The organism is Agrobacterium sp. MA01, assembly GCF_009650195.1.
Classification (GTDB): Bacteria; Pseudomonadota; Alphaproteobacteria; order Rhizobiales; family Rhizobiaceae; genus Allorhizobium.
Window position 1 is genome coordinate 2372446 of record NZ_CP045854.1, and the last position, 20511, is coordinate 2392956.

General features: G+C 57.2%; 21 protein-coding genes and 1 pseudogene. 11 read left to right on the forward strand and 11 right to left on the reverse strand.

Translation table 11 applies throughout. From position 1 onward, the window contains the following. Positions 1–8: 8 nt before the first annotated feature. From GH983_RS11510 to GH983_RS11535, 6 genes are read right to left on the reverse strand one after another with little or no spacing between them, the layout of a single operon-like run. Complete coding sequence (locus GH983_RS11510; protein ID WP_069041022.1) at positions 9–779, reverse strand: glutamine amidotransferase; 771 nt, start codon at positions 777–779, stop codon at positions 9–11. Positions 780–808: 29 nt separating this feature from the next. Continuing rightward, on the reverse strand, positions 809–1873 hold the full coding sequence (locus GH983_RS11515; RefSeq protein WP_069041021.1) for a phosphotriesterase: 1065 nt from the start codon (positions 1871–1873) through the stop codon (positions 809–811). 5 nt (positions 1874–1878) lie between these two features. Further along, entirely contained in the window at positions 1879–2880 is a 1002-nt protein-coding gene (locus GH983_RS11520) for an ABC transporter permease (protein ID WP_069041020.1), read from the reverse strand. Further along, complete coding sequence (locus tag GH983_RS11525; protein WP_069041019.1) at positions 2877–3695, reverse strand: ATP-binding cassette domain-containing protein; 819 nt, start codon at positions 3693–3695, stop codon at positions 2877–2879. Before GH983_RS11525 ends, GH983_RS11520 begins: the two co-directional genes overlap by 4 nt. Further along, the gene (locus tag GH983_RS11530; RefSeq protein ID WP_069041018.1) at positions 3692–4642 is read right to left on the reverse strand and encodes a substrate-binding domain-containing protein; all 951 of its coding nucleotides are present in this window, start codon (positions 4640–4642) and stop codon (positions 3692–3694) included. The genes GH983_RS11525 and GH983_RS11530 overlap by 4 nt, the downstream gene beginning before the upstream one ends. 35 nt (positions 4643–4677) lie before the next feature. Next, positions 4678–5700: a LacI family DNA-binding transcriptional regulator gene (locus GH983_RS11535; RefSeq protein WP_069041017.1), complete on the reverse strand. Its 1023-nt coding sequence runs from the start codon at positions 5698–5700 to the stop codon at positions 4678–4680. A 664-nt stretch (positions 5701–6364) separates the two neighbouring features. On the opposite strand from GH983_RS11535, the gene GH983_RS11540 reads away from it, so the two are divergent. Continuing rightward, positions 6365–6787 carry a heme-binding protein gene (locus GH983_RS11540; protein ID WP_069041015.1) on the forward strand — a complete coding sequence of 141 codons (423 nt, stop codon included), beginning with the start codon at positions 6365–6367 and terminating at the stop codon, positions 6785–6787. Positions 6788–7186: 399 nt separating this feature from the next. Here the strand turns inward: GH983_RS11540 and GH983_RS11545 are convergent, their stop codons facing one another. Both GH983_RS11545 and GH983_RS11550 read right to left on the reverse strand, forming a co-directional pair. Then, positions 7187–8014 carry a transporter substrate-binding domain-containing protein gene (locus GH983_RS11545; RefSeq protein WP_069041014.1) on the reverse strand — a complete coding sequence of 276 codons (828 nt, stop codon included), beginning with the start codon at positions 8012–8014 and terminating at the stop codon, positions 7187–7189. Between the two features lie 158 nt (positions 8015–8172). Continuing rightward, on the reverse strand, positions 8173–9102 hold the full coding sequence (locus GH983_RS11550; protein WP_069041013.1) for a LysR family transcriptional regulator: 930 nt from the start codon (positions 9100–9102) through the stop codon (positions 8173–8175). A gap of 149 nt (positions 9103–9251) precedes the next feature. Between GH983_RS11550 and GH983_RS11555 the strand changes: the two genes are divergently transcribed. From GH983_RS11555 to GH983_RS11595, 9 genes are all read left to right on the forward strand, one after another. Then, positions 9252–10427 carry an FAD-binding oxidoreductase gene (locus tag GH983_RS11555; RefSeq protein ID WP_069041012.1) on the forward strand — a complete coding sequence of 392 codons (1176 nt, stop codon included), beginning with the start codon at positions 9252–9254 and terminating at the stop codon, positions 10425–10427. Continuing rightward, positions 10424–10678 (forward strand): 2Fe-2S iron-sulfur cluster-binding protein, encoded by a 255-nt coding sequence (locus GH983_RS11560; RefSeq protein ID WP_069041011.1) that lies wholly within the window; start codon positions 10424–10426, stop codon positions 10676–10678. The genes GH983_RS11555 and GH983_RS11560 overlap by 4 nt, the downstream gene beginning before the upstream one ends. Beyond that, entirely contained in the window at positions 10671–12008 is a 1338-nt protein-coding gene (locus tag GH983_RS11565; protein WP_069041010.1) for an FAD-dependent oxidoreductase, read from the forward strand. Before GH983_RS11560 ends, GH983_RS11565 begins: the two co-directional genes overlap by 8 nt. Before the next feature lie 14 nt (positions 12009–12022). Next, entirely contained in the window at positions 12023–13423 is a 1401-nt protein-coding gene (locus tag GH983_RS11570; RefSeq protein WP_069041009.1) for an aldehyde dehydrogenase family protein, read from the forward strand. 59 nt (positions 13424–13482) lie between these two features. Further along, a complete protein-coding gene (locus GH983_RS11575) occupies positions 13483–14178 on the forward strand; it encodes a dihydrodipicolinate reductase C-terminal domain-containing protein (protein ID WP_236759294.1) in 696 nt (231 codons plus the stop codon). Positions 14179–14201: 23 nt separating this feature from the next. Further along, positions 14202–15119, forward strand: a complete 918-nt coding sequence (gene dapA / locus GH983_RS11580) for a 4-hydroxy-tetrahydrodipicolinate synthase (RefSeq protein ID WP_069041007.1) — start codon at positions 14202–14204, stop codon at positions 15117–15119. Between the two features lie 192 nt (positions 15120–15311). Next, entirely contained in the window at positions 15312–15977 is a 666-nt protein-coding gene (locus tag GH983_RS11585; RefSeq protein ID WP_069041006.1) for an amino acid ABC transporter permease, read from the forward strand. An 18-nt stretch (positions 15978–15995) separates the two neighbouring features. After that, positions 15996–16769: an amino acid ABC transporter ATP-binding protein gene (locus GH983_RS11590; RefSeq protein WP_069041005.1), complete on the forward strand. Its 774-nt coding sequence runs from the start codon at positions 15996–15998 to the stop codon at positions 16767–16769. A gap of 8 nt (positions 16770–16777) precedes the next feature. Continuing rightward, on the forward strand, positions 16778–17863 hold the full coding sequence (locus tag GH983_RS11595) for a saccharopine dehydrogenase family protein (protein ID WP_069041004.1): 1086 nt from the start codon (positions 16778–16780) through the stop codon (positions 17861–17863). A gap of 314 nt (positions 17864–18177) precedes the next feature. On the opposite strand, the gene GH983_RS11600 is transcribed toward GH983_RS11595, so the two are convergent. Genes GH983_RS11600 through GH983_RS11610 form a run of 3 tightly spaced genes read right to left on the reverse strand, consistent with a single transcriptional unit; the run spans position 18178 to position 19668 of the window. Continuing rightward, on the reverse strand, positions 18178–18555 hold the full coding sequence (locus tag GH983_RS11600) for a type II toxin-antitoxin system HigA family antitoxin (protein ID WP_069041003.1): 378 nt from the start codon (positions 18553–18555) through the stop codon (positions 18178–18180). Next, positions 18545–18868 carry a type II toxin-antitoxin system HigB family toxin gene (locus GH983_RS11605; protein WP_069041002.1) on the reverse strand — a complete coding sequence of 108 codons (324 nt, stop codon included), beginning with the start codon at positions 18866–18868 and terminating at the stop codon, positions 18545–18547. Before GH983_RS11605 ends, GH983_RS11600 begins: the two co-directional genes overlap by 11 nt. Continuing rightward, the gene (locus GH983_RS11610; protein ID WP_083229520.1) at positions 18865–19668 is read right to left on the reverse strand and encodes a helix-turn-helix domain-containing protein; all 804 of its coding nucleotides are present in this window, start codon (positions 19666–19668) and stop codon (positions 18865–18867) included. The genes GH983_RS11605 and GH983_RS11610 overlap by 4 nt, the downstream gene beginning before the upstream one ends. A gap of 248 nt (positions 19669–19916) precedes the next feature. Here GH983_RS11610 and GH983_RS24560 point away from each other — a divergent pair. Next, a pseudogene (locus tag GH983_RS24560) lies at positions 19917–19994 on the forward strand (hypothetical protein); the annotation flags it as partial. Between the last annotated feature and the right edge of the window lie 517 nt (positions 19995–20511).

A 20511-nucleotide genomic window follows, 5' to 3' on the forward strand; every position in this document is an offset into this window, starting at 1 on the left:
CAATTGCCTCAACCCTTTTCGCTGAGCCAACCCAGGATGTTCTTCCAAAGTCGGCCATAGCCCTCCCATTCGCAAAATGCGGGCGACAGCCAGTGGGGACCGATGTCAGATGTCCAGGCAGCGCTTCTTCCCTTGCCGAATTTGCCCGTGACCAGCAGAGCATGGCTGCCCTGCTCTTCAGGGAGACGAGCGATCACCTCGACATCGGCACGGTCACGCACTTCAACCTCGTTGACGCCGAGAAGTACGGGCCACTCGCCTTCCATACCCGCCACCGTTGGATGGTCGGCCTTGACGATGACGGCACCCGTTCCCTCCGGGATCTCGACACGATCGTCATAGGGTAGGCACGTCACCGGTAGGACGTCTTCGACGGGGGTCCGACGCCAACGGGCCTTGCCGTCGATACCCTGGAACGAAAAATAGCCGCCGACCATCAACAGGCCACCGCCTTTTTCAACCCATGCCTTGATCAGCTTCAGCCTGTTCGGCACGGTCTTGGAATGCAGCCACACCGCTGGTGGGAGCAACAAGGAGTTGGCGCCGATGTCCGATAGGATGATCACGTCGTAGGCGTCCAGTCCCTCCATTTCGAAGGGGAATTTCTCCACGGCATCATGGGCAGTCATATAGGTCAGATCAAACTCACTGCCCTCAAGCGCTTTGACCAGCGGCTCTGCGCCGAGATGGAACGTCACGCTGCCAAACTGGTCAAAACCCTTGTAATGGGTGGCCGAACTGACCCAGCTTTCACCGACGAGTAGAACTTTTTTTGTCATCTTATCTTCCATGGTTTGTCGTCTGTCGATCAGGCCGTCGCCTCGAAGACCGATCTTGGATTGTCACGCATGAGGATCTCGAGCTGGCGATCGCTCAGGCCGTGACGCTTCAGTCGCGGCAGGAAATGCTTGAGGATGTATGCGTATCCATTGCCGCCATAGCGGGTCAGCATCATCTTCACGAAGACATCGTGGGAGAGCAGGATACGGTCGATGAGCCCCCTCTCGACCAGCTTGACGATGGCGCGCGCCGCTTCCTCGTCGCTCGGGCACTGGACCTGCTGGTCGGCATAGAAGAAATCCATGCCGATCATGTCGTATTCCAGGAAGGCTCCACGGATCGCGAGCTCCTGCTGGTAAGTAAGATCGTCATGTGAGGGGTTCATGTGGCAAAGCACGGTATGACGGAGCTCTGCCCCCTCCTCTTCGACGATATCAAGCACCTTGTGCCCAAGGCGGAACCAGCCAGGAAGATGCACCATCAACGGCAGCCCCGTGCGCCTTTGCGCCCGCGCTGCTGCCCGCAGTGATTTTTCTTCCTCAGCGGTGAACTCCGAGGAAACGCCGATCTCACCGATCAACCCGATCTTGATATCGGTGCCGTCGACGCCGACAGTCGCCTCATGGACAATCTCATCGGCGATCTGGTCGATCGACATGTCGGCCACCTTGGCCGGATGTGACGAGCCAAGATAGTAGCCAGCACCCATGACGATGTTGAGACCCGACGCCTCGGAGATGCGTCGCAGCGCTCGGGGATCTCGTCCAATGCCCTGGCATGTCGGCTCGACGACGGTCCGACCGCCATGGGCGGCGAAGTCTTTCAGTTCAACGATCGCCAGAGGCTCGTCATCCAGTGTTATGTTGTGTTTGTTGACGAAGGGGTCCTGCCGCAGTTCAGATAGGATCTCGATGCAGACAAAGCAGTCGGCCAGATACTGGCGTTCCGGCGTTTTGGGGGCGTGCCACCAGCATCGGCAATCATTGAGGATATGCTCGTGCATCAGGGTGACACCGAGCGCGGATGCGGGGATGGCACCAGCCACCGTCATGACGTTGCCCGAGCGGATATGCGCCTCAGATAATTCGTTCATTGCCTTCACCTCGCTTTTGCGCCGAAGCGAAAATTGGTTGTGAAGATCTTGGTGTTGAGCCAGATGGCCACGAGAATGATGGCGCCTGTGACGATCTGCGTGAAGAACGGCGATATATGCATCAGGATCAAGCCGTTCCCTATGACGGCGATGGTCAACGTGCCCAGAACCGTTCCCAGGATGCTCCCGCGCCCACCCATCAAGGATGTGCCCCCCAGAACCACAGCAGCGATCACCTGTAGTTCGAACCCCACCGCAGCATTGGATGAACCTGAGCCAAGCCGTGCGGCGATCAAAAGCCCCGCCAGGGCGCAAGCGATACCAGAGACCATGTAGACGGAGGCAACGATCCATTTCGCCGGCATGCCGACACGCCGTGCCGCCTCGAGATTGGAGCCGACAGCGACCACTTGCCGACCATATTTGGTGTAAGCGATGATCACATACCCGATCACCGCGACCAGCACCGCGATCAGTGCGGGTACAGGGATGCTGAAAAGCTCGCCACGACCAAGCCAGAAAAAGCCCGGCACGTCTTTGATAGGGATCGAATACCCCTGTGTCAGCCAGAGGGCAAAGCCCCTGAGAATAGAGAGACCGGCCAGTGTCACGATGAAGGCCGGGATGCCCTGATAGGCAATGAACCAGCCCTGCGCGATGCCGAGCAGTGCTCCGAAGGCGACCATGCCGGCCAAAACCAACGGCCACGGGTAGCCCATGGCAAGCAGGATTGCGGCAACCGCATTGACGAGTGCCACCTGCGAGCCGACGGAAAGATCGATGCCACCGGTGATGATCACCAGCGTCATGGCAACTGCAACGATCAGGATCGGCGCTGCCTGACGGAGGACATTCAAAATGTTGCCGAACGTCAGGAAGGTATCGGTCATGGCCGAAAAGAAGACGAGGCAGGCGACGAAGAAGACGGCGATGGACATCACCTGTGCATGTTCAGACACGAAGTCTGCAATCGGCGATCCAGACGCGCGTTCAGTATAGGTGGTCAATGTCTCTGCCCTCCGACGATCAGTTGCACGAGGTCCTGGAGGTCCGTGTTGGCGATGTTGCGTTCAGCAACCTTGGTGCCTTCATACATGACGGCGATCCGGTCACAGACCCGGAAAAGATCCTGCAAACGGTGCGTGATCAAAATGACGGACACACCCTTTGCCTTGACCCGGTTGATGAGATTGAGCACGGCCTCGACCTCAGCCACGGCCAGAGCCGAGGTCGGCTCGTCCATGATCAGGACCTTGGGATTGAAGGACGCAGCGCGCGCGATTGCAATGGCCTGGCGTTGACCGCCTGAGAGTTTCTCGACCTTTGCGCTGAGCCGCGGGATCCGGATTTCGAGCGCGTCCAGCATTGCACGCGCCTCGGTCATCATGCGAGTCCGATCAAGGAACAGACCCTTGGTCAGTTCTCGTCCGAGGAAGAGGTTACCGACAACATCGACATGATCGCAAAGGCTAAGGTCTTGAAACACCATCTCGATGTTTCGATCGCGCGCATCGGCGGGCCCACTGAATTGAACTTTTTGGCCGTCGACAGTGATCGTGCCGTCATCCGGGATATAGGTCCCGGAAATCACCTTGGTCAGGGTCGATTTGCCCGCTGCATTGTCACCGACCAGGCCTAAACATTCACCGGGATAGATATCGAGATCGACGCCGCGCAGAGCCTGATGCGATCCGAAATTCTTGCGGATGCCCTGTAGTGAAATACGGGGCTGGCGAATAGCGCTTTCGCCGGATCGATGGGGGAGGATTTCTCCTCCCCCCGACCCTGCGACAGCGGTTGGGTGCTGTCTGTCAGAGATCATTTGAAGACGGCCCGGTAGGGTTCGAAGTTCTCTTTGGTGACGATGGTGATCGGGACCGAAATCGTCTTCTCCACCGTACCACCATCCGAGATTGTCTTCAGCGCATCCACGGCTGCCGCACCCATGGCTGCAGGATCCTGCTGAATGACTGCGGTCACGTAACCAGCATCGATGCCGGCGATGGCCTGGGCGGTCAGATCCCAGCCAAAGACCTTGACGTCAGCCTGCTTGCCCTGGCTCTCCACGGCAGCAATGGCACCCATCAATGCGGGTTCGCCAGTCGCATAGACGGCCGTCATATCCGGGTTGGCGGTGATGAGGTTCTCGGCTGCGGCGAGCGCAGTGTCCTGGACGTTCTGACCGTCGACGACGCCAGCGGTGGTCACACCTTCGGCAGCCTTCACCGCGGTCTCGAAACCTTCCTGGCGGACATTCTGGATGGCAGAGTTCAAGGCACCAACGACGCCGTACTTCACGGAGCCGCCCATGCTGTTCTTCACATAATCGACGAAGAATGCGCCCATATCGGCACCGGCCTTGGCGTTATCGACACCGATCTGCGCCATTTGCGGCCCTTCTGGCAGGATAGCATCGATGGCAACCACCGGAATTCCGGCGGCGGCCGCTTGCTGGACGGCAGGCATGATCCCGTTCACGTCAATTGCGACGACGGCAAGACCGTCGACCTTCTGCTGGATGTAGGTCTCGATGGCACTGTTTTGTGCCGCCGGGTCGTTGTTGGCGTTGAAGATCACCAATTTCGCGCCGGCGGCCTCGGCCGCCTTTTGCGCGCCCTCATTCATCTGGTTGAAGAACAAAGCCTGCTGGTTAATTTGAATCAGTGCGAAGGTTTTTTCGGCCGAATGAGCGATGGAGCCGAATGAGATGCTGGCAAATGCCGTTGCCGCAAGTGCGGCAGTCACTGTTCTGCGTGTAAGATGTGTCATGTTCTTATCCTCTGGTTCGGTTCAGCTTCGTTGCTTTATTGTTTCGCCGGCGGTGCAACGGAATGCCGCACGACGATTTCGACAGGCAGCAATTCTTCGGAAGCCAGGCTGTCCGAGTTCTGCCAATTTGTTTCGAGAAGTAGCGCCAGCGCCCGCTCGCCCAGCGCCCTGACAGGCTGGCGTATTGCAGTGAGCGATGGTGAAAAGAGATGGAGAGGCCCGACATCGTCGAAGCCGATCACCGAGATCTCATCCGGGATGGAGACGCCCTGAGCTCGCAAGACCTCAACCAGTCCGATCGCGATCTCGTCGGAGCTGGCAAAGATTGCCGTTGCCGGCATTCCTTCTTCGATGAAGCGCCTAGCTGCCTCGCGGCCGAACTCGACGGAGAAACTGCCTTCGTAGCGGGTCACGTCGAAGGGCATACCTGTCTCAAGCAGCGCCCTCTCCAACCCCCTGTAACGACGGCGGGTGCTGATCATGTCCTGCGGACCGCCGATATAGACAATTCGCCGATGACCATGCTCCGCAAGGTGGCGCCCTGCCAGATATCCGCCTTCCTCGTTGTCACAGAAGAGCTTCGGAACAACAGCATCGGGCACGTCTTCATCGACGATCACGACTTTGCCAGTCTGATTGATCAGACCGGCCAGAACGCCATCGTCGGGGTGATTGGTCACAAAGATCAGTCCGTCGACATGATTGCGGGCAAGCGCAGTCACATAGGAAATCTCGCGCCCTGGACGATTGAGGGTGACATGCAGCGACAGCGACAGCCCACGCTTGTCGGCCTCCTGCTCCACTGCAGCAACAAGCGTTGCGAAGAATGGGTTGGCGATATCTGGAACGACGAGACCGATTGTATCGGAGCGACCGCGGCTGAGGCGGCGCGCATGGGGATTGGGCTCGTAGCGCAAGTCGCGGATCGCAGTTTCGATCCGCTCTCTGGTCTCTGGCGGCAGTTGGAGCGTACCGTTGAGCAAGCGGGAGACTGTGGCCACCGAAACGCCGGCGGCTTCCGCCACGTCCTTCAGGCTTGTCGCTCCAGTCCTTGCCATCCCGTTCAACACCCCTATCGCCGATCAGGTAAACCGCTTTAGTAAAACGCTTTACTAAACCGCTTTACAGTGCCACCGGCTTTTGGCTTGTCAAGAATAAATTTGAAGGACACACCGAGGTAACTGCTTCTTTTTTGGGCGAGCCTCCCCACTGACGAAAACTAAGTCACGTCATGGCCGCCGGGAAGAACATGGCTCACCGCCAACGACCCCTGGCTGGCAACTCACCCACCGAAAATCCTGTGGGACGCCGGCTTTGCCGGTGCTGAAGTCCCGGCCGACCATGAATTGGTCAAGGCTGCGGCCTCATCGATTGAGGCGATCTGCGGCTTCAAACCCTGGATCAATCCGATGCATACAGGCTCTGACATACGAAATCCGATGGTGCAGAGGAACATCCCGACGATAGGTCTTGGGCCGCTTTGCGGCAGTCTGACTCAGAACGGCGCAACTGACGAATGGGTCGACAGCGAAGATCATGTGAGATTTGTCGCAACGACGGCAATGATCATTGCGAAGTGGTGTGGCCTCGCCCGCTCGGGGACTGTTTCGACCCAGCATTAAACATAAGTTCCCCGAACTGACGGCGATAGCTGCGATTCGAGGTGCTCCAAGTCTATCGACCTGCTAACGCATTTCCAGAGCCTAAAGCAAGGAGACCAAAATGCTGACCATCAAACGCTTAAGCCTCACCGATGCCCGCGTGCTAATCGAAGGCGCGCGCAACAAGGCCGAAGAGATCGGCGTACCAATGTGTATCGCGGTCACCGATGAGTCGGGGCAATTGATTGCCTTTGAACGCATGGACGGCGGCAAAATCACCAGCACGATTATCGCACAAGACAAGGCATATACTGCCGCGGGTGCAAAGCGTACGACAGAAAGCTACGGTGTCGCGAGCCAGCCAGGCAGTCCCGCATACGGCATCAACTCGGCGATTGGAGGCCGATTGATGGTAGTTGCGGGAGGCCTGCCCGTAGTCATAGACGGTGAGGTAGTCGGCGCAATTGGCCTGAGCTCAGGCACCCCGGCGCAGGATAGTGAATGTGCTCAAGCGGGAATAACACACCTGATGTCAAAGCTTTGATGTGCTGCGGGAGCGACAGAGATGCTGCCGGATAACTTCAGAAGCAGCCGGCCTCTCGGACACTGAGGATGTTATATTTTGGCTGCTTGCGCGCCTTCCTGTCCTTCCTCTGCAGATCGGGCCCAGATCGCAGATGGGGGCAATATTCCACTAGGGAACGCGGGAGCTCGCTGCTTTTGTCAAGTACTGCATCGCGGCATTTGGTGTAGGACATGGTCCCTCCACTGATGTAAGAGGGTGCCCGCTCAACGACTGCCGCTCGTATGCGAACAGGGGGCACCCGAAAATATCTTCGGAGCCCCCGATTAAGATCGGACAATTTATTTTTGCCGTCAGCATTAGTCTGGAGCGGACATATCAGTTCCAAACAAATACATCGGAAGGCCACAGGCTGGCTTTTCAGCCGCCGAAGCCAAAGCCAACCGGCATATCCTCCAGAGTGATGCCGAAAGTCTCAAGGCTCTTGAGTATCCAAGTTTGGTTGTTACCGATGCGGCGATTGTATTCTGCCCAAGCCGACACAAAGCTCTTAAACGTTTCGTCGGCACCATAGTTCAGCGCAACGACCGACGGCGTCGACAAAATAGGCGTGGGAACCTTGACGACGCCGATGGTCGGGGCCTTCTTGGCAATCACCAGGCCATTTAGCATCGTGTTCACCAGCCCGTCAGCCTTGCCAGTAGTGACGGCAACAATTGCTTCATCACGGGTTTTGAAGCGAAGGATATTCGCCTTGGGAAGGTATTGCTGGGTGATAAGATCCTGAGCGGAACCGAGGTCGACGGCGAAGGTGAACTTGGGATCGTTCAATTCGCCCCAGGTTTTGCCCGTCAGCTCTTCCTTTGCCGATACGAGCACAAAGCTGTTGTAGTAGGTCGGATCGGAAAAAGAGACAGACATGGCGCGAACCGGCGTTGCAGTCACGGCAAATGCCATGTCGACCTTGCCACTCTGAACATCGAGGATGGCATTGGCCCAGCTGGATTCCACCACTTCCAATTCGACGTCCAAGGTCTTGGCCACGTCATTTGCCATGTCGATCACGAAGCCCTGCCACTCGCCGGTGCGGGGATCCTTAGTAAAATAGGGCGTCTCGTTGAGGATTGCGGGAATTCGAAGCACACCGCGGGAGCGAATGTCCTCGATGGTTCCGGCCGACGCTGCGGTACCTGCGAGAAGCGAAAGCGCCATGGTCGCCACGCCGCAGATCTTATTGAGCAACTTCATGTTTATTCTCCTTTGTTCCCCAGAATCTCTTTTTTGCCTGTCGCCGAAGCCCATTTCAGGACTTTCATTCCGACCGGACGAAGTCAGCCTAGCCGCGATTTATCAGGGAACAATGCTAGAGAGTCCGAGCCACTTATCGGCTTTTTTGTATGTCGACGTCACAGAGGTGGCGGGACGAGTTCGCTGCTGCGTGGTGGGTCGAGCACGGGGCCGACCAACTCCCTGCGACAGTCCTCGAAGAGCTGTTGCACCATAGGGTGCTTCTGCAGAAAGCCAGCATTTCCGAAATAGACGCGAACCTCTGGAAGATTGCTCAGCTTTGTGCTGCGGATCGATGCGTCTTCCGGGCCAACACACCAGGATGGAATGATCGAGAAGCCAAGCCCCTCCTCCACACAACGCTTGACGCTAGAACTCCCCGAGGTGGAGATCGTCGGCTGAATGATGGCCCCGTCACGGCCAAGAAAATCGACCGCCAGGTTGCGCAAAGTTTGGCCAGGCTCGTAGGTGATGAACGATCGGCCTGCAGACCATGCAGGAATGTCCTGTTGATCGGGCGGTTCTCCCCAGGACTGCGGATAAACGAGGCTCAATCGGTAGCTCCCCAGCAGGCGCTGAGGAACGACGGGATCACCGAAGTAGCGCTCCGAAATACAGACATCCAGACTGCCATTCTTGACCAATTCGGCCAGCACGGTGTCGCGCTCGTAGACGGCGAACTCTATGTCGGGGAAGGCTTCTCGAAAGCGAGAGAGAACCCTAGGGAACAGATAGAAGAAGATCGCCTGAGGCATGCCAACACGCAGCGACGAACGCTGGTTCTCGATCAGCTTCGTCAGCCGTTCCAGCATGATGTCCAGTTCGGGGTGGAGGAGATTGAAGAGTGCCCGCCCCCTTGGGGTGAGCGAGATGCGCTTTGCCCCTTGCTCGGAATCGATGAGCTTTCCCTGCAGTATCTGCTCCAAGCGCCGGACATGATTGGCGGCCGACTGATAACTGAGGTTGAGATCGCGCGCCGCAGCCGAAAACGAACCGTGGCGCGCCACCTGATAGAAGGTCTGGATAAGTGTGAGGCTGATTTTGGCCATGGCGCTGGTCCCCCTTCTTCCCTGTTAAGGGGTCAGAACTTTCTAGCGGATACAAATTTCGTGAACAAGCAAGCCCATCATCTTGTATCGACGCTTGTACCTCGCCGCCGTCAATATTGGCCCACAACCAATCAGGTCGGCTCCAAACCATGCAATCGCGTTCACCGTCCAGTGCCATAGTCGTCGGTTCCGGCATCGTCGGAGCAGCAACCGCCTACTTTTTTGCCAAACGCGGCATTGCCGTGCGCCTCGTTGATGCAGCAGCTCCCGCTGCCGAAGCAACGGGGGCTGCCGATGGCGCCGTTTCTGTTGCAAGCAAGAAGCCCGGCCCGATGATGGCTGCGGCACTTAAGGGTGTCCAGCTCTATGCCGAACTGGCAGAAGACGGAGTTTTCGCCGGTGCTTTCAAGAGGCGCTCGACTTTCATTGTTGCATCCTCCGACGAAGAAGGCGCCGTACTTGAAGCGCATTCAAGGGCTCTTGCAAGTGCAGGCGTTGAGGTGGAAACACTATCGGCTTCCAGCTTGCGCTCTGCATTGCCAGCCGTTTCGCCAGCGGCGACCCTAGCTGTCGAGGTTCGCGGCGAAGGGCATGCAATCGGCTATCAGATCGTTCACAGGCTGCTGACGACAAGCGGCATCATTGTCGACAGAAACCTGCGTGTCGATGGATTGGTGCTGGAAAGTGGCGGTTCTCGTGTTGCAGGGATTGCAACCAGCCGCGGCTCACTGTCTGCAGACGTGGTCGTCATTGCGGCCGGCAACGGTTCGGCGGGTCTTCTCGCCCTCTCTGACGTCCTGACACCGCGCAAGGGTCAGTTGCTGGTCACAGAACGAGCACCAGCGCTGAACGGCGCTATGCCGGGCGCGATCATGTCCGGCCGCTATCTGCTCAGCAAGGGAAGCCAAAAGGCCGGCAATGCGCCTACACCGCGCGGCTTGGGATTGGTCATCGATCCGCTAGTAACCGGGCAGTTCCTGATCGGTGGTACCCGCGAGGATCATGGCGACCGCGAGACCAATGACATTGATGCCGTCACCCGTATTCTCAGCGAAGCCGTTGCTCTCGTTCCCCAGCTCGCCAGCCTGAGATTGCTGAGGAGTTTTGCCGGAACGCGCACCGCAGTGGTCGATGGCCTGCCTCTGGTCGGCCAAATCCCGGGCGTTGCCAACGCCTACGTAGCAACCGGCTTCGAGGGAGACGGCATTTGCCTTGGGCCAGTCACTGGCAAGTCAATCGTCCAGTTGATCTGCGGCGAGACGCCGGACATCGATATCTCATTCTTCAACCCCGCCAGGTTCGCCCACCTTGAGGTCTCCGCATGACCAATCAGACCTTCCACTGGCAGGGACATGCCATACCGTTCCGCACCGGTGAGAGCCTGGCTGCAGCGCTTGAAGCTGCCGGCGTCGTCAGCTTCGGTTACGGCCCTCTTGGCGAGGAGACCCGATATTTCTGCGGCATCGGCGCTTGCCAGAACTGCCTGTTGCGTGTCGACGGGCTCATTCGGGAGGCCTGTATCACTTCGGCACGTCCGGGCATGCAGGTCGAGGCACTGGAGAAGTCGAATGATTGAACTTGATGTCCTGGTCATCGGTGGCGGTGCAGCGGGCCTCTCTGCCGCCGTGGAAGCGGCGCGTTCGGGCTTTAAGGTCGAGGTCATAGAACAGCGCGAGACACTTGGTGGCGCGATCCATCGGCAGCCGATCCCCGGCCTTGCGCCTATCCAACAGTCAGCAGCGAGTCATGCCGATTGGAAGGCGCTTGAAAAGGCCTTCTCCGACGCCCGTATTCCCGTACGTCATGCTTGCGTCTTTCTCGGGGTCGACGGCGACGGGCTCGTGCTTATCGAAAACCGACACTCCGGCAGTCTTGAGCAAGTACGCACCAAGGCCCTCATTGTCGCGACAGGCGCAGTCGAAAAGGTGCGACCGCGTGCTGGCTGGCAGCTGGCCGGTGTTTCAACCGCCGGTGGGCTGCAGCTCACGATGAAGGAAACCGGACAGCCACCGAAAGGTCGCGTCCTGATCGGCGGCACGGGCCCGCTGTTGATTGCCGTCGCCGCTCAAATGACCAGGCTGGGCAATCCGCCTGTCGCCATCATCGAGGAGGGAGACCCGCTCAGGCTGCCAGGCGCAGGCATCCGCATGCTTGCCTATCCAGAAATTCTGCGGGAAGCGGCCGGCTACCTCGTGGACATTTATCGACACCGCATCCCCTGGCTGCGTGGCACTCGCATTGAGGCGATCGAACGAACTGATCGAAATCTGCGTGTCCTAATTGTGCGAAAAGATGGCGAGAGGCAAAACGTCGATGTCGACCGCGTCGGGCTTCATGACGGCATTCAACCCAATGACTTCAGGCTCCCGAATAAGGCGATGCAAACCAACCAGCGGCCGATCATCATCAGAGCGGGTGATTGTCGCGAAGCGCTTGGGGTCTTTGCCGCGCAAGCCGATGGACGTCGCGCCGGTCGGGCGATCGCGGGAATACTGTCCCGCTCCACCGACGGGGTCCTAGTCGACCGAACGGTCGAACGCGCCCGCAAAGCCCAAGCAACTCTCTCAGCACTCTTTGCACCTGTCCAAGGTGAGGCTCTGCTCTCAAACCTCCCTGACGACACCATCCTCTGCCGCTGCGAAAGCAAGACGGTCGGTGATCTCCGCCAACTTTGCGACCGCGCAGACAAGCTCACGGGGCGCGAGGTCAAGCATAATGGCCGCTTTGCTATGGGCGCCTGCCAAGGTCGCTTCTGTGCCGCTAACACCGCTCAACTAATGGCCGAGATCATGCCGGAGGTCCGCCAGCCATCGATAGATGACCTAACGGGTCGTCGCTGGCCGCTGCGCCCGGTTTCCATTGCTGCGCTGACTGGCGCCAGCCGATCAAGCACCAACCACGAATGACGAGGTACACCGACATGATGCAAGCCCAGCGCCGAGCACTCGACACCAGCAATTCAATTGCTGTCCGCAACCCCTTCAATGGGTCCTTGGTCGGCGAAGTTCCGACCAATTCGAGCGCAGAGATTACTGCAGCCGTGGTGCGTGCAAAGGCAGCCCAGCGGGAGTTTCGTTGCTCGACGCCGGCGGTACGCCGCGCCATGCTGAATGCCCTGGCTGCCGAGATTGCTGCGGACGCCGAAAACCTTGCACACATAATCTCCACGGAAATGGGCAAAACGATTCGCGAGGCGCGAAACGAGGTACGTCGTGCACAAAACACGCTGAAGCTCTCCGGCGATGCAGCAACATTCCTTGACGGGGAAGCACTTCATTGCGCAATCGTGGAAGGCGGCGCTGACCGACTCGCGACGATTACGTATGAGCCAGTTGGTGTCGTCGGAGCGATAACTCCATTCAACTACCCTCTTAATTTGCTCTGCCACAAGCTGGGACCAGCGATTGCGGCCGGTAATGCGGTAGTTGCCAAGCCGTCACCCAAGGCGCCGCTGGCCGCCGCGCGGTTGCACGAACTTGCAGGCAGAGCTGGATGGCCAGCCAACCTGTTCCAGATCGTGCACGGCGCGGCGGAAGCTGCGGTGTCGCTTGCGAGGTCACCTATCGATCTTTTGTCCTTCACTGGCGGGCCTGCGGCAGGGCTTGCGCTCAAGAACGCCAGCGGACTGATCCGCTGCCTGATGGAACTGGGCGGCAACGACCCCTTATTCGTGATGCCGGACGCAGATCTCGACCAAGCGGTTGCCACAGCGATCGGCCATCGCTTCGAGATCGCCGGGCAAAGCTGCGCAGCCGTGAAGAAACTCTATCTTCATCGGGATATCGAGAAGGCCTTCACCGAAAAACTGTTGGCCGCTGTGGACGCGGTCGAATTCGGTGATCCTTCGCAAGACGACACGGACATGGGAACCGTGATTGACCTTGCATCGGCCAAAACCGTTGCTGAACGCATCAACGCAAGCGTTTCTTTGCATGGGGCAAAACTGCTGACTGGCGGCACGCATAATGGCACGGTCTTCTCTCCGACCGTGATTTCGCAAATCTCAGCTGACGCGCCGGTGATTGCCGATGAAACCTTTGGCCCCGTGATCGCGATCAGAAGCTTCACCGATCCGCAGGCAGCGATCGCGGAAGTCAATGCGGGCGAATACGGTCTTCAGGCGGGAATCTTCACCAATGATCACGCGCTAATCAAGATCTTCTCCCGCGAACTGCATGTCGGTGGCGTGATGATCAACGAAGGACCCGACTTCCGTGCGGAGCATGTGCCATTCGGCGGCATCAAACGCTCGGGCCTTGGCCGAGAAGGTGTCCGCATTGCGCTGCGCGAGATGTCGGAAACCAAGGTCGTAATCGATTGAGGAGACCCCTTATGCGGATCGCCGTTATGGGAGCCTCGGGTCGCGTCGGGACACGGCTCATGGAGTTGATCCTTGCCAACCCGGGCCTGGAGCTGGCCGCAGCTTTGGTGCGTCCATGCTCCAAGTTTGTCGGCGTGCCCATCTCCGGGAGCAGCATCGAATATCGAGCGACCGATGCTGAAATGAACAGCCGTTGCGACGTGATGATCGACTTCTCCCAAGCCTGCGCGAGCCTTGAGCTACAGGAGCAGATCGGCTGCAAATCCATTCCGATGGTGATCGGTACGACCGGCTTCACCGCCGAAGAGGACAACCGACTGAGCATTTTCACGCGTCACCGACCGATGCTGATCAGCGCGAATTTCGCCCCGGGCTTTGAAGCCTTCAAACGCGCAGCAGTGGATTTTACCAGACGCATCCCGGACGCCGAAGTGGCTATCAGCGAAACCTACCACCAACGCAAGAAGATGGCCCCGTCCGGCACCTCTCTGCTTCTCGCACATGAGCTCTGTGAAGCACGAAGCCGTGCCATGGGGTTCTCAACTCCTGAACCAGCCATCACAGTCAAACGTGAGGGCGAAACAGTGGGCATCAATGAGGTGCATTTCCGAATGGGTTTAGCGGAAACCACACTGATCTACCGTGTCGAAACGCTCACAGCCTATGCCGCAGGTGCCATCACTGCTGCGCAATGGCTGGTTTCCATCCCTCGTCCCGCTGGCCGTTACAGCCTGGCGGACAGCTTGAATGACTGATGACAACAAAGAGGACTTTGACCATGCAGGCTCTTGCACATCGCTTTAACGGCGTTTTCACTGCCCTGATTACCCCTTTCAAGGATGGGGGTGTCGACTACGTCGCCTATGACGCTCTTGTCGAGCGCCAGATCGAAGCCGGCATCGCAGGTCTTGTGCCGGTTGGTACGACGGGAGAGGCTGCGACCTTGTCCGACGATGAAGCGGATGCGCTGATCGAACGTACCGTCGGGCTTGTAGCGGGACGCGCGTTGGTAATGGCTGGTGCAGGCGCCAACGACACATCAAAAACGATCGAAAAGGTGAAGCGGGCAGAACGGGCGGGTGCTGATGCCGTTCTGATCGTGACCCCCTACTACAACAAGCCAACTCAGGCGGGCCTTCTTGCGCATTATGGTGCAGCGGCGCAAGCGACCACACTCCCGGTTATGCTCTACTCCGTCCCAGGGCGCTGCGGGGTGGAAATCTCGCCAGAAACCTGTGCTGCATTGGTCGGGAGGCATGAGAACATCATCGCCATAAAAGAGGCGGGCGGATCAGCAGCCCGCGTCACCCAATTGCGCGGTGCCTGTGGAGACCGGTTGATCATCCATTCCGGCGACGATGGGCTCACCCTGCCCTTCCTGTCGCTGGGTGCTGTCGGTGTTACAAGCGTAGTCGCCAATGTCGCGCCGCGAGAAATGGTGCAACTGGTTGAGGCCTGGAAGCGCGGTGACACGGCGCGTGCACTTGCTCTGCATGAACTGATCGCCGAGCTGACCGACAGCATGTTCATCGAGTCGAACCCGGGGCCCGTCAAGGCGGCACTTGCATTGTCCAATCTTGCCGGACCTGAAATGCGCTTGCCCATGGTTCCAGTTTCACCGGCCAACCGCGAACGGATCGCTGGCATTCTCGGTCGATTCACCTCGGCATCGGCCGCCTTCCAAGAAATGCGCTAAGCAGAGACATTAGCTTTGCATTGTCGGCTCAGGACGGACGTAAGACTATCGATTGCATCAGCAACCGTCCCTTCCGCAAGCAGGTCGATGGATCAGGGGAACAGATATGACAAGCAGGATTGAAGAAGACGGTTGTCCCTGGAGCGGTGAGCCATCGCCTGACGGACCGTCCAGGACAGAAGGAGGCGATCAATGAACTATAGCTGGGATTTTCATTCCGTCTGGCAATACTGGGACCTCTTCCTCTGGGGGCTTTGGATCACAGTCCTCTACACGTTTGGTTCGATCTTCTTCGGCGTACTGATTGGTTTCCTCACCTGCGCTGCGCGGCTTTCGGGTTGGATGGTGCTGTCTGCCACCGCGCGCGTTTATCAGGAGATCTTCCGTTGCACGCCGTTGCTGGTTCAGTTGCTATGGTTCTACTACGCCTTTCCCCTGCTGGTCGGCGGGTCAATAGATAACCGTGTCGCAGCGATGCTCACACTTTCACTTTATGCCGGCGCTTTCTACGCAGAGATATTTCGCGGAGGGATCGTATCAATCGACAGAGGCCAGCGTGAAGCGGCAGCGGCTATTGGTATGAGTTCCTGGCAATCGATGAGCCGGATCATCCTTCCCCAGGCCATGAAACGTGTCCTGCCATCCTTCATCAACCAGTCGGTTATCCAGTTCAAGAACACCTCTCTGGTATCGGTCATATCGGTCGCCGATCTCGCCTATATGGCCGCCGTAGTGAACGGCCAGACCTATCGACCACTGGAATCCTACACGCTGATGGCAGGCCTCTACATTGCCATGCTGCTGCCGCTCACCCAGGTGGCGGACTGGGTGGAACGACGTCTCAGGGTCAGCGATTAACGGAACGGATGCAAGGAAATGACACAGAATTCCAAGACAAGCCCACCTGTCATTGAAGCGTCGGGCCTGCGCAAAAGCTACGGTACGCTCGAAGTGCTGAAAGGCCTCGATCTCAGCCTTGAGCGTGGGGAGGTTGTCGCGTTGATCGGTCCATCGGGATCGGGCAAGTCAACTTTCATCCGCTGCCTCAACATGATGGAACGCCCGACAGGAGGCACCATCCGCTTTCGCCAAAAAACGGTCGGCGAGCACTTTCGGGACCGAAATGAGGAGATTGGCATCGGTACGCTGCGGCGGCATGTTGGCATGGTTTTCCAGCACTTCAATCTGTTCCCCCACAAGACTGTGCTGCAGAACGTAACTGAGGGACCGATCGTGGTCTGCCGGCGTCCCAGACGCGAGGCCGAGGAACAAGCCATGGACCTGCTTGCCCAGGTCGGGCTTGCCGAAAAGCACTCAGCCTATCCAAGCCATTTGTCGGGCGGGCAAAAACAGCGTGTGGCGATCGCCAGGGCCTTGGCAATGGAACCCGAAGTCCTTTTGCTGGACGAGGTAACGAGTGCGCTTGACCCAGAGTTGGTGGGAGAGGTCCTCAGTGTCATACGCGGACTTGCCGACAAGGGAATGACAATGGCGATCGTCACGCATGAAATGGCTTTCGCCGCAGATGTCGCGAGCCGTGTTCTTTTTCTCGACCAAGGCGTCATCGCCGAAACCGGGACTGCGAATGATGTGATCCTTAACCCTCAGAATCCACGCCTCCAAGGCTTCGTTGCTCGGTTCAAGAATTGAGAGCCGGTATGGTGCCTCTTAAAATTACAATCGTCGGTGCCGGCAAAATCGGAATTGCCCTAGCGGCAACTCTGGCAGGAGCCCCGGCATTCTCGGTCGAAGTGATCGATCGCTCTGAAGATGCGCTGGATCAGCTTCGTGCGATGAGAATTGACGTCTCCTCACGCCTGTACCGTCATCCCGATGAACTGAATACGATGCTGTCGGAGCGTGATGTTGCGGTCGCTGCGGTTCCTGAAAGCGCTGTCAAAACCGTAGCCATGGCAGCGGCCCAAGCCAATGTGCACTATCTCGACTTCAATGGTGCTCGGCCTGAATTGAGGGAACGTCTCCAGGACCTTTCTACTCGGCGGGCCATTTTCAATGGCTGTGGTGTTTCACCAGGTCTAATTGCCAATATCGCTTGGAGTCTCCTGTCAAGATGCTCGGCGGTCACGGACCTAGTCATTCGCGTTGGCTCGATTCCCCGTTACCCGACAAATCGGCTTGGTTACGGACAGATCTGGAATGTTGACGGCCTCATCGACGAGTACACGCGACCAAGCGCAGCAATCCGGGATGGGAAGGCTCTTACCCTGTCACCCCTTGAAGATCACCGTACACTGAGCATCGATGGTGTCGGCTATGAAGAGTTCATAACCGCGGGCGGGATCGACGACCTTTCGATCTTCTCAGAGTTTTCTCCGAAAAACGTCACGTTCAAAACGATCCGCTATCCGGGCCACCTCGACTATATGAGATTCCTTCTTGATGATCTGGGACTTCGTAATCGCCGGGATATGTTGCGATCGCTGCTTTGCAATGGGTTGCCTGTGATCGAGGACGACGTATTGATGCTCATGGTTACCGCCCGCGGTGTCCGTGAACATCAACCGAACGAGAAAAGTCACTTCCTCCGCTTTTCACCGAGAAGGTCGAATGGCGGCTTCAACGCCTTGGTTTCAGTGGCGACGGGGTATGCCGCTACCCTTCTATCGCTGCTGCAGCAAGGGCAAATACCGTCTCGCGGTTTTGTTGAGCACTACCGGCTCGACACGGAAGCATTGCTCTCTGCCGCCTATCTCAAGCCCCTGCTCGACCTTGATTGGAAGTGAGTAGTGACCGCTGAGATTAAAGGACATTCGCCCCACCAGAATGGGTTCAAAATCATTAGTTCGCGAATGAAATGCACCATTAAAGGGGTTACATCATTCGTCTTGCCAAATACCTGCAGCAGGCACTGGTATTGGACGCTCCTCGGAGGATGGGCAAGTCTAATGCCTCTCCCAAGCCCAAGGCATGAGCAGCCGATTTGATACTCCTTGTAAGCATGGGAGTGGCACGAATGCTATCGTTGGCCAAGACTGCGAGTGAACAGACTTCAGCACTAACTCAGGTGGAAATTATAGGACGTTTGGCGAAACAGAAGTCACGCGACCTTGCCACTACTCGGCCTGATCAGGACTTCTGCAGATATACCCAATCGGGCGTGAAGTTTGCGGATCATGTCGATCGACAGGCTTCGCTTGCGGTTTAGGACATCTGCTACACGGTTACGCGGCCCAATCATCGGTTCGAGATCCTTGCGGGTCAAACCTTGCTGCTCCATCCGAAACCGGATTGCTTCCACCGGATCGGGGGGATCCATGGGATAAATCTTTGCTTCGTAGGCGTCGATCAGGGTCGCCAGAATATCCAACCGGTCTCCCTCTGGGGTGCCAGCTTTTGCTCCCCACAGGATTTCGACCTCGGCAAGAGCTTCGTCGTAATCAGCTTCTGATCGGATCGGTTTCAGATCAGCTACCATGTTCGATCTCCTTCACGTCGATCTTGTCGTATGCCTTGTGCGTCCCGATCCACTTGATCCAGACTATGCCTTTTTCAAAATCTGCCGCGACAACCAATCGATGATCGTTGCCTTTGATGTTGAAGACGATCCGTTCCGCGCTGACGATGCTTGCAGTTGCATACAGCCGCCGCACGTCGGCGGAACTGGTCCATTGCGCCTTGCAAACTTCGTCGAACCACGCATCAAGCGCAGCCTTCACAGCTGGCTGTCCCTTGTCGCCAGCCAGCCGGTCGACATATTCACGGAGGGTGCGCCTGGCTATGATCCTCATAGCGCACCTATAGCACGGGACCGAATTGGTCTCAATTCGCTTTCTCTCGATTGTGCATCGATGGTCCCTTCGCGGCTCGCAGGTGCTCCATCACGTCGGCGGCTGAAGAAACTAGTCCAGCTCCCTGAATTCGGACCCGATTCAGCAGGAGGCCAGTGACCCGGCAGCAAATAGCCTGTTTTCCCGTTTGCCGTAGCGCGAACTGAAAGCGTATCGAGCGTTCCAAGACCGCGAGATCCCAGCCATTTTTGCCATTGGTGCAATTGCTCGATTTTTGTGTCTGCCACGAAAATCGCAGGCACCGCAGGCTGCTGATTGCCAGTTATCGAGCGCTCCTCGCGCGCGTTAGGTATATATATTTTTTCTTTCTCTGGATTAGGTGGACATATCTGACCGCCTTTGCCGGACATATCTGACTGCCTTTGTGGACGGATCTGACCGCCTTGGCCCGCGCGAAGGGTGACAATTCTGTCCGTCTTTTCACGTGCCTCGCATGCTCGTAGGATCGAAAACGCAGAGGGACTATATTCCGTGTTGTGCCCTATGCCATTCCCGCGCCGGACATCGAACCACTCTTTGTCTTCGAGTTCCCGGATCGCACGCTGGATGGTCTTGACGCTCTTGCCGGTCGCGTCGGCAATCGTTTGATAGGACGGCCACGCCTTCTCGGTGTGGCCGTTCATGTGTGTGGTGACAATGTAAAGAGCTATCGACCGAGCGTTATCGCTCAGATCCTTGTCGCAGCTTAGTTGCTGGAGCCACTGTAGCTTTACTTCGCGGAATGGTCGATAGGCACTCATACGACCCTCCCCACGAGCGCGGGAAACGCACTGAGTTTGGTCCAGAAAAGTGGGACAGAGAAATTCTTAAGCGCTTGATTTTCCTCACACCGGAAATTTGCCCCAAGTGCACATAACAGGTTGAAATCATTTAGATTCGGCAGGCCCTCCGGGCCCACCATTTCGTTTAAAATCAATGCCTTAAATATTGGATTTTCTTGGGGGAGACATCCAAGGGGAACATTGGTTTGTTCAATCCGTCCTATCTCGTGAAGTCGCGATGCGGTGTTTTCTATCTGCGTTGGCCGCTACCGAAGCAGGTACATCCACAGGAAAAATCGACCACGCTTAAGCTTTCTCTACAGACCCGTGACCCACGAGAGGCACAGGAATTCGCCACACAATGGCTATGGACCTACAACAACGAACGGCCTGATATGAGCATCGGCGGCATCACACCCGCACAGAAACTGAAAATGGCTGCGTGAATTCTACTGCAGACCCCCATTAAAATGGGACATTAACACTAACAATTCCATATTCTCGGTAAATTAGCCTGAAGAGACTGCCTATTGACAGTTAAAACCTATCAAAAAAGATATTTCACTCCATAATAACCAACGGATTGCTTGTAAATGAAGCAATGCATGCTCTCCATATATTATAGATGCGCATCTATAAAGAATTTTCCGTTAATCGAATCGTCAGATAGACAGGAAGACGCGTAGTCCGCCCTCCTCGCTCGTGCATGCAGCCGCACTGATCGTACCTCGCCAACCCAAACCCATTTTCCTGTCCTGAGGATCAAGGCCGCGTCATCGCCGCGTCATACGCATGCGCTATCCATGATTCATTCGAATGAAT